This is a genomic window from Geobacillus sp. WSUCF1 (genome assembly GCF_000422025.1).
Lineage (GTDB): Bacteria > Bacillota > Bacilli > Bacillales > Anoxybacillaceae > Geobacillus > Geobacillus zalihae.
In genome coordinates, this window is record NZ_ATCO01000154.1 from 17,036 (window position 1) to 32,231 (window position 15,196).

Consider the following 15,196-nt stretch of genomic DNA (forward strand, 5'->3'; position numbering starts at 1 on the left):
ACCTCGGTTACAACCACTCGAATGATGTGGCCGCCCGCTCCAGCTCAGGGAACGAGTCGATCAAAGCAAGCGCCCGCTCGAGCTCCCGTTCGGTCGCCCGGCGGCTGGACGTAATGGCAACAAGGCCGATTTTGGCCCGCTGCCATGCGTCTTGATGATCAATTTCGGCCACAGAGACGTTATATTTTTGCCGGATTCTTGTCATGACCCGCTGCAGGACGGCCCGTTTATCCTTGAGAGAGCGGGCGTTGTAGATGATGCATTCGCACGCGGCGAAGCCGATCATGCCCGGGCCACTTCCTGCATGATGTATGCTTCGATGACATCTCCTTCTTTGATATCATTGAAGTTTTTGATCGTCAACCCGCATTCATACCCTTGCGCCACTTCGCGCACATCGTCTTTATACCGCTTGAGCGAATCGATTTCCCCTTCGTAGACGACGATGCCTTGGCGAATGAGGCGCACCTTGCTGTCGCGGGTAATTTTGCCGTCCGTGACATAGCAACCGGCGATCGTGCCGACTTTCGATACTTTGAACGTTTGCCGCACTTCCGCCTGACCGATCACTTTCTCTTCGTACTCCGGATCGAGCATCCCTTTCATCGCCGCTTCAATTTCCTCGATGACATTGTAAATGATGCGATGGAGGCGGATGTCGACTTTTTCCGATTCAGCGGCGCGCTTTGCGTTTGCATCCGGACGGACGTTAAATCCAATGACGATGGCGTTCGATGCCGTCGCCAGCGAAATATCCGATTCGGTGATGGCGCCGACAGCCGCGTGGATGATTTTCACCCGCACGCCTTCCACATCGATTTTTTGCAAGGCGGCGACAAGCGCCTCAACCGATCCTTGAACATCGGCTTTGACGATCAAATTCAGCTCTTTCATTTCGCCTTGCTTAATTTGTTCAAACAAATCATCCAAGCTGACGCGCGTTTTGGCGCTTCGCTGCTCCTGCAGCTGCCGCTGCGCCCGCGCCTCCGCGATTTGCCGCGCCTTTTTCTCATCCTCAAACACCATGAAGCGGTCGCCGGCTTGCGGCACTTCATGCAGCCCCGTAATTTCGACTGGCATGGACGGAGTCGCCTCTTTGACGCGCCGGCCGCTGTCGTTCACCATCGCGCGCACGCGCCCGTATGTTGTGCCGACGACAATCGGATCGCCGACACGCAACGTTCCCGCTTGAATCAAAAGCGTTGCCACCGGGCCACGCCCTTTATCAAGCTTCGCTTCGATCACCGTACCGACCGCACGCCGGTTCGGGTTGGCTTTTAATTCTTCCATCTCACTGACAAGCAAAATCATTTCCAAAAGATGATCAAGGCCCTCTTTCGTTTTCGCCGACAACTTGCAGAAAATCGTATCGCCGCCCCATTCCTCCGGAACGAGGTTGTATTCCATCAATTCTTGCATGACGCGGTCCGGGTTCGCTTCCGGCTTATCGATTTTGTTGATGGCGACAATAATCGGCACGTTTGCCGCCTTGGCGTGGTTGATCGCTTCCACCGTCTGCGGCATGACCCCGTCATCCGCGGCAACGACAAGAATGACGATATCGGTCACTTGCGCGCCGCGCGCCCGCATCGTTGTAAACGCTTCATGCCCCGGCGTATCGAGGAACGTAATTTTTTTTGTCATTGACCGTCACTTGATACGCACCGATGTGTTGCGTAATACCGCCGGCTTCTTGCTCCGTCACTTTGGAATGGCGGATCGCATCAAGCAACGTCGTTTTCCCGTGGTCGACGTGCCCCATGATCGTCACGACCGGCGGCCGTTCAACCAAATCTTCCGGCGCATCGACAATTTCGATCGCTTCAAAGTTCGTCTCATCGATCGTCACTTTTTCTTCGACTTCAACGCCGTAATCCGAGCAGATGAGCTCGATGGCGTCTTTGTCTAAATCTTGGTTGATTGTCGCCATCACGCCGAGCATAAACAGCTTCTTAATAATTTCCGACGGTTCGCGGCCAAGCTTTTTCGCCAGTTCGGCCACGGTAAGCGAGCCTTCAAACGTAATTTTTTTCGGCAGCTCTTTTTCTTTTTTCGCCGGCTGCGGCGCTTGTTTGGCGGCTGGTGCTGCCTGCTTTTTCCCTTTCGCCGGCCCTTTTCCTTTCTTTTTCGCCGCTTGGAGCAGTTTCTTTTCTTGCTGTTGCGCCTCGGTTTTTTTCGTTTCCTTCCCTTTTGGCGCTCCCTTTTTCTTCGCCGGTTTCATTTTCGCCTCTTCTTTGCTGTCGTCAAACATTTCCTCATCAGCAAAATCGGCCGCTTTCGCCGGCGTCGGCCGTTTCGGCTTCTCCGTTTTCTTTTCCGCCTTTTTCTCTTCTTTTTTCCCGGTGTTCGGGCGATATTGATGGTCGAGTTTTTCGACGACATCAGCCTCCAGCATCGCCATATGGTTGTTCACTTCAATATTCATTTCTTTCAATTTATGAATGACGTCCTTGCTTGGAACGTTCTGTTTTTTCGCGTATTCATACACACGCATTTTCGACATACAGTCACCCCCATTAAGATCGGTCGAGCATCGTTTGCAATTGGCGCGCAAACCCTTCGTCGATGACAGCGACAACGACGCGGGCGTCCTTGCCGATCGCGCCGCCAAGCACATACCGGTCCGGCACTTTGCAAAGCGGGACGCCATAAAACGTGCATTTGTCCGTCACTTTTTTTTTCGGTGTTGACCGATGCGTCTTGCGAAAGCAAGACGAGCCGCGCCCGACCCCGCTGCACTTCTTTGACGACAAGCTCCTCGCCGGAGACGACTTTGCCCGCCCGCTGCGCCAATCCAAGCAGCGATGCCCAACGGTTATGCTTCATGTCCGGCCTGTTTCTCCTTTTCCGCCAAGGCGAGCAATTCGTCATAAATCGCATCATCGATGTCTGCTTTTAAATGGCGGGCCAAAATGTTTTTCTTTTTCGCCTGCAAAATGCATTCCGGATCAAGGGTAATATACGCGCCGCGCCCCGCCTTTTTGCCGGTTGGGTCGATCGACACTTCCCCCTCTTTCGAGCGGACGATGCGCACCATCTCCCGTTTCGGCTTCATCTCTCCAGTGACGACGCATTTGCGCAACGGAATTTTCTTTTGCGCTGCCATTTTTCATTCCCCCTCACTCGATTTCCGCTGATTGATCAAACGATGGGCCGTTTTCTTCGCTATTTTCATTATCGGCCGCCGCATCGCTGAAATCAAGCGAAGTGGATGGCGCATGCGGATCAATGCCCATCTCCCGCGCTTCCGATTCGCTTTTAATATCAATTTTCCAGCCGGTCAATTTCGCCGCCAGCCGCGCGTTTTGCCCGCGTTTGCCGATGGCGAGCGACAGCTGATAATCCGGAACGATGACCGTCGTCGCCTTTTGCTCCTCGTTGACAATGACGCGCAACACTTTCGCCGGGCTTAACGCGTTGGCGACAAACTCCACCGGATCGGCCGACCAGCGGACGATATCGATTTTTTCTCCGTTCAGCTCATCAACAATGGCCTGCACGCGTTGCCCTCTCGGTCCGACGCATGCGCCGACCGGATCGACTTCCGGGTTGTCGGAGTGGACGGAAATTTTCGAACGGTCGCCGGCTTCGCGGGCGATCGATTTAATCTCGACCGTTCCGTCGTAAATTTCCGGCACTTCGAGCTCAAACAGCCGTTTCAACAGTCCCGGGTGGGTGCGGGAGACGAAAATTTGCGGCCCTTTTGTCGTTTTTTCCACTTTCGTAATGTATACTTTCAACCGGTCGTGCGGCTTATATGTTTCATTCGGCATTTGTTCGTTTGCCGGCAGGAGCGCCTCCGCCTTGCCGAGGCTGACGTAGACAAAGCGCGGGTCGACGCGCTGAACGATGCCGGTCATAATGTCCTCTTCACGGTCGACAAATTCGGCGTAGATGATGCTCCGCTCTGCCTCGCGCACGCGCTGGGTGACGACTTGCTTCGCCGTCTGTGCGGCGATGCGCCCGAAATCGCGCGGCGTCACTTCGAGCTCGACGACGTCGCCGATTTGATAATTCGGATTGATCCGCTGCGCCTCCTCAAGCGAAATTTCAAGGCGCGGATCGGCCACCTCTTCGACGACATCTTTGCGCGCGAACACGCGGATCGTGCCGGTGTCCATATTGAGATCGACGCGCACGTTTTGCGCCTGCCCGAAATTGCGTTTATACGCCGAAACGATCGCCGCTTCGATCGCTTCCATCACGACTTCTTTGCTGATGCCTTTTTCCCGCATCAGATCGGCTAACGCCTCAAGCAATTGCGTGTTCATGCAACAAAAATCCCCCTTTTGCGATTAGAAGAAAATGACGGCTAATCGGGCGCTTGCCACTTTTTCATACGGAATGGCGACCGTTTTTTGCCGTCCGCGGTCTTTGACCAACAGCGTCACGGTCGTTCCGTCAAAAGCGGTTAGTTCGCCTTCAAACTGCTTTTCTCCTTCAATGGGCTCATACGTTTTGATATATACATGTTTCCCAATGGCCTTGGCAAAATCTTTTGCCTTTTTCAGCGGCCGCTCCGCTCCGGGCGATGATACTTCCAAAAAATAGTTATGCGGAATCGGATCGACTTCATCGAGCTTTTCGCTCAATTTTTCGCTGACAGCACCGCATTGTTCAATATCGACGCCATCGTCAGAGTCAATGAAGACGCGCAAAAACCAATTTTTCCCTTCCTTCACATATTCAATATCGACGAGTTCAAGCCCCATTTCGTCTAAGATCGGTGTGACGAGTTGTTCGACCGTTTCTGTCACCTTTTTGCTCATTGTGTTCCTCCTTACCGAGCAAACGTGCATGCGTGGCATAATGAGAAAATCCCCTGCACAAGGCGGGGAATGAACGAGAGATGGGTGCCCATTCAAGACGAAAGAGTGGGTTTCCCCACTCTCTGCTTGCCATTATCTTTGCCAATTCCACTAAAACTATAACACATTGGGAAATATATTGCAACGGGAAACTGCCGCTCGGGCGAAAGAGCGCTGTCCGCTTCCTTCAGCGGCGGCGTTTCCACTAAAACAGCGACAGCTGGTTATGGTCTGGAAGCGAGTCAAGGCAGCCGCGGCTTTCTAGATACTCGAGCAGCGTTTTCGACAATTTGCCGCGCTGTTGCAAATCCTCCTTCGACAAAAACTCGCCTTCCTCGCGGGCGCGCACGATCGCCTGCGCCACGTTCGTCCCAAGCCCCGGAATGGCGTTGAACGGCGGAATGAGAGAATTGCCGTCAATGACGAATTCCGTCGCCTGCGAGCGGTACAAATCGATATTTTTAAAGGAAAAGCCGCGCTCGCACATCTCTAAGGCCACCTCAAGAACCGTGAGCAAGCTTTTTTCTTTCGCCGTCGCCTGAATGCCTTTGGCGTTGATTTCCTCAATCCGCTTGCGAATGGCGGCTGATCCTTTGATCATGGCGTCAAGGTCAAAGTCCTCCGCCCGCACCGTAAAGTACGACGCGTAATACAAAAGCGGATGGTGCACCTTAAAGTAGGCGATGCGCACCGCCATTAACACGTAGGCGGCGGCGTGCGCTTTCGGGAACATGTACTTGATTTTTTTGCATGAATCGATGTACCACTCCGGCACATCATGTTTGCGCATTTCTGCTTCAAACTCCGGCGTTAAGCCTTTTCCTTTGCGCACGGATTCCATGATTTTAAAAGCGAGCGACGGCTCGAGCCCGCGGTAAATCAAATAGACCATAATGTCGTCGCGGCAGCCGATGACTTCCGATAACGTACACGTGCCGTTTTGAATGAGCTCTTGCGCGTTGCCGAGCCACACATCGGTGCCGTGCGACAAGCCGGAAATTTGCACGAGTTCGGAAAACGTTTTTGGCCTTGTCTCTTCCAACATTTGCCGAACGAAGCGCGTGCCAAACTCCGGAATGCCGATCGTGCCGACATTGCACATGATTTGCTCCGGCGTAACGCCAAGCGGCTCGGTGCTGCTGAAAATGCCCATCACATCCGGGTCGTCGGTCGGGATCGTTTTCGGATCGATGCCGCTTAAATCTTGCAGCATGCGAATGACCGTCGGATCGTCGTGCCCGAGAATATCGAGCTTCAACAAATTGTCGTGGATCGAATGGAAGTCGAAATGGGTCGTCCGCCATTCAGAGGACGTGTCATCGGCCGGATATTGAATCGGCGTAAAATCGTAAATTTCCATATAATCAGGGACGACGATGATGCCGCCCGGATGCTGTCCGGTCGTCCGCTTCACCCCGGTGCAGCCAGCCGCGAGCCGGTCGATTTCCGCGCCGCGCAGCTCTAAGTTATGGTCGCTCGCATACGCTTTGACAAATCCGTACGCCGTTTTGTCAGCGACCGTGCCAATCGTCCCGGCGCGGTAGACGTTGTCTTCGCCAAACAGCACTTTCGTATAGTTGTGGGCGCGCGGCTGGTATTCGCCGGAAAAGTTCAAGTCGATATCCGGCACTTTGTCGCCTTTAAAGCCGAGAAACGTCTCAAACGGGATGTCGTGCCCGTCTTTCTTGTATTTCGTCCCACATCGCGGGCAGTTTTTATCCGGCAAATCAAACCCTGAGCCGACTGAACCGTCGTTAAAGAACTCCGAATGCTTGCAGTTTGGGCAAACGTAATGCGGCGGCAGCGGATTGACCTCGGTGATTTCCGTCATCGTCGCGACAAACGACGAGCCGACCGATCCGCGCGACCCGACAAGGTAGCCGTCATCGAGCGATTTTTTCACAAGCTTGTGCGAGATCAAATAAATGACCGCAAAGCCATGGCCGATGATGCTTTTTAGCTCCTTCTCAAGCCGCTCTTCAACAAGTTTCGGCAACGGGTCGCCGTAAATTTCCTTCGCCCGCCGGTAGCTCATTTCCCTGATTTCCTCGTCCGCCCCTTCAATGCGCGGCGTATACAGCTCATCTTTGATCGGCTTGACATCGCCGATTAACGAAGCGATTTTTTGCGTGTTGTCAACGACGATTTCCTTCGCTTTTTCCGGCCCTAAAAACGAGAAGCAGTCAAGCATTTCATTCGTCGTACGGAAATATACATCCGGCAGTTCATGGCGGTTGAGCGGATTCGCCCCGCCTTGCGAATGGATTAAGATTTTCCGGTAAATTTTATCTTCTGGGTTCAAGTAATGGACGTTGCCAGTGGCGACAACCGGGATGTCAAGCTTCTCACCAAGGGCGACGATGCTGCGGATGATGTTTTTGATCATCTCTTCGTCTTTCACATAATCCATCTCGATGAGCGGCTTGTACACGTCCGGCGGATGCACTTCAAGAAAATCGTAAAAACGGGCGATGTCTTCGACTTCTTCCGGCGCCTTTTGGATCAAGTTGTCAAACAGCTCTCCTTTGTCGCAGCCCGAGCCGACAAGCAGGCCGTCGCGGTGCTTGACGAGCACGGAGCGCGGGATGCGCGGCACACGGTGAAAATATTGAATGTGCGACAATGACACAAGCTTGAACAAATTTTTCAATCCAGTCTCGTTTTGCGCCAACAGCGTCACATGGAACGGGCGCGCAAGCCGATAGGACGCTTCGCTGTGCGTGCGGCTGTTTAATTCGTCATGAAACAGTATGCCGCGCTCTTCCGCTTCCTTCAACAGCCGCATAAGCAAATGCCCGGTCGCCTCCGCGTCGTAGATGGCGCGGTGATGCTGCGTCAATTCAATGTCAAATTTTTTGCACAATGTATTGAGCCGATGGTTTTTCAAATCCGGGTATAAAAAACGGGCCAGCTCGAGCGTATCGATGACTGGATTCGCGATTTTGCCGCGCCCCATGCGAGCGAGGCCCGCGTTTAAAAAACCGATGTCAAAGCTGGCGTTGTGGGCAACAAGCGTCGCATCGCCGGCCCAGTCAACAAAACGGGCTAGCACCTCGTCCGGCTTCGGGGCGTCTTTCACCATCTCATCGGTGATCCCAGTCAGCTCCATCGTTGTCACTGACAACGGATGTCCAGGGTTGGCAAACGACATGAACCGGTCGATGATCTCGCCGTCTTTCACTTTCACCGCCGCCAGCTCAATGATCGTATTGTACACAGCCGACAGGCCCGTCGTCTCGACGTCAAAGACGACGTACGTTTCCTCCGAAAGACGGCGGTGCGTTTCATTGTAGGCGATCGGCACGCCATCGTCGACGATGTTCGCCTCAAGGCCGTAAATGACCTTCATGCCGTGTTTTTTCGCCGCGCTGTAGGCCTCCGGAAACGACTGAACAACGGCATGGTCGGTGACGGCGATCGCCGGATGCCCCCATTTTTTCGCTTGCTCAATGAGTTTTGTCACCGAGGTGACCGCGTCCATTTGGCTCATCGGGGTATGCAAATGGAGCTCGACCCTTTTTTCCCCTTCCGGCGCCGTATCTTGCCGTTCGTTTGCGGCGATTTCGTTCAAATCGTTGGCGATGATGACCAAATCACGGACGAACGTATCGTTTTGCACGCTGCCGCGCACTTTCACCCACATGCCTTTTTTGACGCCGCTCATGAGCTCGGCGTCCTCTTTGTCGCGCGAGAACATTTTGACTAAAATCGAGTTCGTGTAATCGGTGATTTTCATGGTCAACAGCGTGCGGCCGCTTTTTAATTCGCTCACTTCGGCGTCAAATACATAGCCTTGCACCACGACGCGCCGCTCTTCTTCGACGATCGTTTCAAGCCGCCGCACCGGCTCCTCGTCGCGGATCGGATAGCCGATGACAAGCGGACCGGACGGCGGCGCAGACGCGGCCTTTTCTTCTTCCCTCGCTAAATCGGTCAGTACAGCAAGCGCTCGCTCTTCGTCCTCTTGCTGTTTTTGCGCCAAAAACTGTTCCATTTCTTGCTTGGACGGCTCGACGCTGACGTCAAGCTGAAGGGGGGGAAACCCAAACGAAGCGTACACATCAGCGATTTTTTTGGCGAACCGCCGTTTGATCGCCAGCGCTTCCGCTTCATGGCGGGCAACGACAAGCAGCTTGTTTCCTTTCAGCTCAGGCGTCTGCCGGCTGAGCCAATCGACAAGCGGCGACATGCCTTCTTGCAGCTCGGCAAGGCAAAGCGGCCAATACACCTGCACATCCGCCTCAGTTACGCGCGGCGCTTCGACCTCCATCGTATGGCGGACGGCGGCGATATGGCGGAACGCCGTCTGCAGCCGATCGGCAAACGTTTTGTATACATGAACCGGCAGCACGTTGTCGAACTGAAAATAAAAATGCCAGCTTTTCTCCTCTTTATCGATCACGACTTTGCGAATGGCTGCCTCACGAAAATGCGGCATCCATTCGTCCGACGTCATCTTCAGCTGCTCAAGCAGGATGAGAAACCGCTCTTTTTGCTCTTTTGTCACCATGACGTCCGTTTGTTCCCCTCTCAACATCATTCTCTTTCTATATCATACCATAACAAAAGCGCCGGCGAAAAAGACAGAATTCTTTTTCGAAAGCGCCGGCACTCATGATTGAAGGAGACGGCGCGCAGTGTCGACAAGCTCGCTGACCGGCACATCGAACGTCTCGCCCGTTTTCCGCACTTTTACTTCCACAACGCCTTCGCCCGCTCGCTTGCCGACGGTGACGCGGAGCGGAATGCCGATCAAATCGCTGTCGGCAAACTTCACTCCGGCCCGTTCGGGGCGGTCGTCATACAACACTTCAAACCCAGCCTGTCCGAGCTTTTCATACCACTCTTCCGCCAACGCGCGCTGTTCATCGCTTTTTGCGTTCGCTGTAAGCAAATGGATGTGAAACGGTGCGACCGAAGCCGGCCACACAAGCCCGTGTTCGTCAGCAAACTGTTCGGCGATTGCGGCCACCAATCTTGATACGCCGATGCCGTAGCAACCCATGATCATCGTCTGCGTTTGGCCGTTTTCATCCAAATAGACGGCGTTCATCGCTTCGCTGTATTTTGTCCCCAGCTTAAACACATGCCCGACTTCAATGCCGCGGGCAAAGCGGATCGTCCCTTTGCCATCCGGCGACGGGTCGCCTTCTTTTACGAAGCGCAAATCGGCGTATTGACTGACGGCAAAATCGCGGCCCGGGTTGACTCCGATGTAATGGTATCCTTCCTCGTTCGCGCCGCAGACGCCGTTCGTGATGGCGGCGACAGCATGGTCCGCGATCACCGTGACGTCTTCGCTGACGCCGATCGGGCCGAGCGAACCGATTGGAGCGTTCATCACCCGCTCCGTTTCTTCCGGCGTCGCCAATTCGACGACCGTCGCGTCGAGTGCGTTTTTCACCTTCACCTCGTTCGCTTCATGATCGCCGCGGACGAGAACGAGCACATAGCGGCCGTCCACATTGAACAAGAGCGATTTAATGCAACGCTCCGGCGAGACTTGCAAATAGGACGTGACTTCATTGATCGTTTTTTGCCCCGGCGTCGCCACTTTTTTCAATTCGGCTGGCGGCTCATCGCTTTTTTCGTACGTGGCCACGACCGGCGCCATCTCGATGTTGGCGGCATAGTCAGACGCATCGGAGTAGGCGATCGTATCTTCGCCGATGTCAGATAACACCATAAACTCATGCGTATCTTTGCCGCCAATCGCCCCCGAGTCGGCGATGACGGCGCGGAAGTTCAATCCGCAGCGGCGGAAAATGTTCGCATACGCCTCATACATGTTGTTGTACGTTTCATCCAAGCTTTCTTTCGACGTATGGAACGAGTAGGCGTCTTTCATCATGAACTCGCGGCCGCGCAACAGCCCAAAACGCGGACGCTTTTCATCGCGGAATTTCGTTTGGATTTGGTACAAGACAAGCGGCAGCCGCTTGTACGTTTTCACTTCGTCGCGGACGATCGCCGTGATCATTTCCTCATGCGTCGGCCCGAGGGCGAAATCGCGCTCGTGCCGGTCTTTTAAGCGCATCAGTTCCGGCCCGTACGAGTACCAGCGGCCGGACTGCTGCCAAAGCTCAGCTGGCTGCAAGGCCGGCATGAAGAGCTCCATCGCTCCAATTCGGTTCATTTCCTCGCGAATGATGGCTTCCACTTTTTGCAAAACACGCTGCCCAAGCGGCAAAAACGTATAGACGCCGCTTGCGCTTTGACGAATGAAGCCGGCCCGCAGCAGGAGCTGATGGCTTTTCACTTCCGCATCCGCCGGCACTTCACGCAACGTCGGAATAAATGCTTGACTTTGTCTCATCCATTAGCCACCTCGTTTTCTCTCTATAGGAAAAATTTTTGAATGTCATTCCATGTCACCACAAGCATCAGCAACATCAGCAAGGCAAAGCCGATAAAATGAACCATTCCTTCTTTTTGCCGGTCGACCGGCTTGCCGCGCACCGCTTCAATGGCGAAAAAGAGGAGCCGCCCGCCGTCTAGCGCCGGCAATGGCAACAAGTTGACAATCCCCAGGTTGATGCTTAAAATCGCGCCCCATTTCATCAAGTAGTAGATCCCAGACTCCGCCACCTTGCCGGTCGATACAGCGATGCCGACCGGTCCGGACAGCATGTCAAGCTGAAACTGGCCGGTGATCAATTGGCCGAGCCCCGTTACAATTTCCCGCGTCCAGTAATACGTCTCAACCAGCCCCTGCTTGATCGAGCCCAACACCGATTTTTCCATCGGCTGATAGACGCCGATCAAGCCGATCGTCTCCCCTTGCACCGTTTTCGCCTCCGGAGTGACCGTCACACTCCGTTCTTTCCCATTCCGCTCAATTTGAAACTGAAGCGGTTCTCCCGGATGGGCGCGAATCGTGTTGACGATTTCCGTCCATGTTTCCATCCGTTCGCCGTTAATGGCGATCACTTTATCCCCTTGCTTCAAGCCGGCGGCGCGCGCCGCTCCTTCCGGCGTCAGCTCGCCGATCACCGGCTTGTCGACCGGATAGCCTTGCAAAAGACCGATGATGATAAAGACAACGAGCGACAAGAGAAAGTTGGCGAGCGGTCCGGCCAAAATCGTCATCGTTCGCTGCCCGAGCGTTTTTGCCGCAAATTGGCGATGGTACGGAGCAATTTGAATCTCTTGGCGGTCGACGACGAAAAACGCCGGCTCCTTGACCGTAAACCGCTCGAACCGCTCGCCGTCCGTATAGCCGGTCACATACATGCCATGCTCTAAATCGGCCTCTTCCACTTCCACTACGCGGATATTCGGATAATCGTCCTTATGGTTGAGGACGATTTTTTCCACTTGGCCGCTCTCATCAAGCAAAAGACCGACGACTTGCCCACGCTTCAATTCAATCGTCTCCGGGTCTTCACCGGCCATGCGGACGAAGCCGCCAAGCGGGAGCAGGCGGATCGTGTACACCGTTTCGTTTTTCTTGAACGAAAACACTTTCGGCCCGAAGCCGATGGCAAATTCGCGGCACAAAATGCCGGCCCGTTTTGCTAGCAGCAAGTGCCGAGCTCGTGAAAAAAGACGAGGGCACCAAAGACGACGATAAATGAAATGATCGATTCCAACGTTTCAACCACCTTTATGATAGTAGTGAGCGGACGTAGGCGCGCGCGTCCGCATCGATTTCACGAATGTCCTCAAGCTGCGGATTGCTCACTGGCCGATGGCGCTCGAGCGCGCGTTCAATCCACTCCTCGATGGCCAAAAACGGTATGCGCCCGGCTAAAAACGCCGCCACCGCCTCCTCATTGGCCGCATTCAACACCGTCGGCAGCGAGCCGCCGCGCTTGCCAGCCTCATAGGCGAGACGCAAACAGCGATAGCGGTCGAAATCAACCGGGGCGAAATGGAGCGCCCCAAGCGAGATGAAATCAAGCGGCTTGGCGGATGGGAGCGGCAACCGCTTTGGATACGCAAGCGCATATTGGATCGGAACGCGCATATCCGGCGTTCCAAGCTGCGCCAATACACTTGTGTCACGGAACTGAACGAGCGAATGGATGATGCTTTCTCGATGCAAAACAACCTCAATCCGCTCATACGGCAGCCCGAACAGCCAATGAGCCTCAATGACCTCAAATCCTTTATTCATCATGGTCGCCGAATCAATCGTAATTTTTGCCCCCATCGACCAGTTCGGATGGCAAAGCGCCTCCTCAACCGTCACATGAGCGAGCTCTCGGCGCGTCTTGTCGCGGAAGCTGCCGCCGGATGCGGTCAGAATGAGTTTGTCAACGTGTTCCATCCTTTCCCCTTGCAGACATTGAAAAATGGCGGAATGTTCACTGTCAACTGGCAACAGCGGCACACCGCGCCGCTTGGCTGCAGCCATGACGAGATGTCCGGCGACAACGAGCGTCTCTTTGTTGGCGAGGGCGATCGCTTTTCCCGCTTCAATCGCCTTCAGCGTCGGCACAAGGCCGACGCTGCCGACGACAGCGGTGACGACAACATCGGCTTGTGGGCAAACGGCTGCTTCAATCAATCCTTCCTCTCCGTACACGATCGTCGTCCGCCCGCGGTACTCGCGATAAAGAACTTTATACGCATCACGGTCAGCGACGGCGACAAGACTTGGGGAAAATTCAGCGATCAGCCGCCTCGCCGCCTCGATATTTTTCCCGACCGATGCGGCGGCCAAGCGGAATTCGTCCGGATGGGCGCGGATGACATCGAGCGTCTGTGTGCCGATCGATCCGCTCGCCCCTAATATACTAATATATTTCAATCGTTTCACTCCTCACCCGCTTATCGTGCGATTTCAAGCAATATGTACAATATCGGCAGCACGAACAGCAAGCTGTCAAACCGGTCTAAAATGCCGCCATGTCCCGGCAAAATCGCCCCGGAATCTTTGACGCCGTAATGGCGCTTAAATGCCGATTCGATCAAATCGCCGAGCTGACCGAACACCGACAGCAGCAGCGCGACGCCAAGCGCGGCCGCCAAACTGCCAAACGGCGCCGCCGCCCACTCGTAAATCGCGGCGACAACAGCCGCGGAAGCGATGCCGCCGATGGCGCCTTCCACCGTTTTTTTTTGGGCTGATCTCCGGCCATAGCTTGCGCCGGCCAAACGCGCGGCCAAAGAAATACGCCCCAATGTCAGTCGCCCAAATGACAAACAAGGCATAAACGAAGTACACGAACCCAACCAAACGAACAGCGCCGAAACAGAAAAACCCTACGCCGACATAGACGACCGCCAAAACGACAAACGCCGCCTCATCGAACGAGAGCGCATTTTTCGTCACGACCGTACCGACAAGCAACAAAAAAGCCAAAGCGGCGAGCACGCCAAATTTGGCGGTCCCAGACGCCAACCACTCGCCGCCGTAACGGGCGGGAACGAGCAACAGCCAAAGGGCGATCAATCCAGCCGCCCCGACAAACGACAACGGGTGCATCCCTTTCATCCGCAACAATTCAAACAGCCCAATCGTGGCCAATATATATGTTACTATTATAAACGGAAATCCGCCAAAAATAACAATCGGCAAAAAGAGCGCCGCCGCTATGACTCCGGTGATGATTCGCTGCTTCATCGCGCTGACACTCCTCCAAATCGGCGGTCGCGCCGCTGGTAAGCGGCAATCGCCTCTAAGAAATGTTGCTCCGTAAAATCCGGCCATAAGACATCCGTAAACCAAAGTTCCGTATACGCCAACTGCCAAAGCATGAAATTGCTCAAGCGAATCTCCCCGCTCGTACGGATGAGCAAGTCAGGGTCAGCGAGCCCGCTCGTCATCAAGTACGAGGAAATGAGCGGCTCGGTGATGTCTTCCGGCGCGAGCATCCCGCGTTCGACGTCTTTGGCGATCTGCTTTACGGCGGCAGCGATTTCCGCCCGGCTTCCATAATTAAGGGCAAAGTTTAACACAAGGCCGGTGTTGCCGCTTGTTTCCTTCACGGCTTTCTCGACCGCCCGGCGCGTATGATCGGGCAGCGCCTCCGTATGACCGATCACTTGGACTTTGACATTTTCGGCGACGAGCTCGGGAAGAAACGTCGTCAAAAACTGTTCCGGCAGCTTCATCAAATAATCGACTTCACTTTTCGGACGTTTCCAGTTTTCTGTCGAAAACGCGTAAAGCGACAAAATCTGAATCCCCAGCTCATTCGCAAAACGAGTGATTTTGCGCACAACTTGCATGCCTTCGTAATGGCCGGCCGCCCTCGGCAGCGCCCGCTTTTTCGCCCATCTCCCGTTTCCGTCCATAATGATGGCGACGTGGTTCGGCATCGGATGCCTGAGCACCTCTTCTTTCGTCACCGGGACGTCTTTCTCTTTTGTTTTTCGCATTTTATTGAACATACGAGTCCTCCGGGATCGTGTTTTGCCTTTCCATTATAGCAAAAAAA

Annotated in this window: 8 protein-coding genes and 4 pseudogenes; all 12 read right to left on the bottom strand. The window is 54.4% G+C overall.

All coding sequences use genetic code 11. The features are described from left to right. Positions 1 to 7 precede the first annotated feature (7 nt). The 12 genes and pseudogenes from I656_RS02720 to I656_RS02670 all read right to left on the bottom strand — a co-directional run bounded on the left by I656_RS02720 (position 8) and on the right by I656_RS02670 (position 15,149). A complete protein-coding gene (locus tag I656_RS02720; protein ID WP_015374431.1) occupies positions 8 to 286 on the bottom strand; it encodes a DUF503 domain-containing protein in 279 nt (92 codons plus the stop codon). Further along, a pseudogene (gene infB, locus I656_RS0116535) lies at positions 283 to 2,503 on the bottom strand (translation initiation factor IF-2). The gene I656_RS02720 and the pseudogene infB overlap by 4 nt, the downstream one beginning before the upstream one ends. A gap of 13 nt (positions 2,504 to 2,516) precedes the next feature. Continuing rightward, positions 2,517 to 2,826, bottom strand: a pseudogene (locus tag I656_RS02715) (YlxQ family RNA-binding protein). After that, on the bottom strand, positions 2,816 to 3,106 hold the full coding sequence (gene rnpM / locus I656_RS02710; RefSeq protein WP_011230761.1) for an RNase P modulator RnpM: 291 nt from the start codon (positions 3,104 to 3,106) through the stop codon (positions 2,816 to 2,818). The pseudogene I656_RS02715 and the gene rnpM overlap by 11 nt, the downstream one beginning before the upstream one ends. Positions 3,107 to 3,119: 13 nt before the next feature. Next, positions 3,120 to 4,271 (bottom strand): transcription termination factor NusA, encoded by a 1,152-nt coding sequence (gene nusA, locus I656_RS02705; protein ID WP_015374428.1) that lies wholly within the window; start codon positions 4,269 to 4,271, stop codon positions 3,120 to 3,122. A 24-nt stretch (positions 4,272 to 4,295) separates the two neighbouring features. Beyond that, positions 4,296 to 4,769: a ribosome maturation factor RimP gene (gene rimP, locus I656_RS02700; protein WP_015374427.1), complete on the bottom strand. Its 474-nt coding sequence runs from the start codon at positions 4,767 to 4,769 to the stop codon at positions 4,296 to 4,298. 244 nt (positions 4,770 to 5,013) lie between these two features. Further along, positions 5,014 to 9,318 (bottom strand): PolC-type DNA polymerase III, encoded by a 4,305-nt coding sequence (locus I656_RS02695; RefSeq protein WP_033006432.1) that lies wholly within the window; start codon positions 9,316 to 9,318, stop codon positions 5,014 to 5,016. 102 nt (positions 9,319 to 9,420) lie between these two features. Then, complete coding sequence (locus tag I656_RS02690) at positions 9,421 to 11,124, bottom strand: proline--tRNA ligase (protein WP_015374425.1); 1,704 nt, start codon at positions 11,122 to 11,124, stop codon at positions 9,421 to 9,423. A 23-nt stretch (positions 11,125 to 11,147) separates the two neighbouring features. Further along, positions 11,148 to 12,412: pseudogene (gene rseP / locus I656_RS02685) on the bottom strand (RIP metalloprotease RseP). Between the two features lie 2 nt (positions 12,413 to 12,414). After that, positions 12,415 to 13,563, bottom strand: coding sequence for a 1-deoxy-D-xylulose-5-phosphate reductoisomerase (dxr, locus tag I656_RS02680; protein ID WP_011230755.1), 1,149 nt, complete (start codon positions 13,561 to 13,563; stop codon positions 12,415 to 12,417). A 20-nt stretch (positions 13,564 to 13,583) separates the two neighbouring features. Further along, positions 13,584 to 14,379: pseudogene (locus I656_RS02675) on the bottom strand (phosphatidate cytidylyltransferase). After that, positions 14,376 to 15,149: an isoprenyl transferase gene (locus I656_RS02670; RefSeq protein WP_011230753.1), complete on the bottom strand. Its 774-nt coding sequence runs from the start codon at positions 15,147 to 15,149 to the stop codon at positions 14,376 to 14,378. The pseudogene I656_RS02675 and the gene I656_RS02670 overlap by 4 nt, the downstream one beginning before the upstream one ends. Positions 15,150 to 15,196 lie beyond the last annotated feature (47 nt).

Bases quoted from the DNA above. Each gene is read 5' to 3' on its own strand.
- nusA (WP_015374428.1), bottom strand. From the start codon at position 4,271: ATGAACACGCAATTGCTTGAGGCGTTAGCCGATCTGATGCGGGAAAAA.
- I656_RS02720 (WP_015374431.1), bottom strand. From the start codon at position 286: ATGATCGGCTTCGCCGCGTGCGAATGCATCATCTACAACGCCCGCTCT.
- rimP (WP_015374427.1), bottom strand. From the start codon at position 4,769: ATGAGCAAAAAGGTGACAGAAACGGTCGAACAACTCGTCACACCGATC.
- rnpM (WP_011230761.1), bottom strand. From the start codon at position 3,106: ATGGCAGCGCAAAAGAAAATTCCGTTGCGCAAATGCGTCGTCACTGGA.
- I656_RS02695 (WP_033006432.1), bottom strand. From the start codon at position 9,318: ATGGTGACAAAAGAGCAAAAAGAGCGGTTTCTCATCCTGCTTGAGCAG.
- I656_RS02670 (WP_011230753.1), bottom strand. From the start codon at position 15,149: ATGTTCAATAAAATGCGAAAAACAAAAGAGAAAGACGTCCCGGTGACG.
- I656_RS02690 (WP_015374425.1), bottom strand. From the start codon at position 11,124: ATGAGACAAAGTCAAGCATTTATTCCGACGTTGCGTGAAGTGCCGGCG.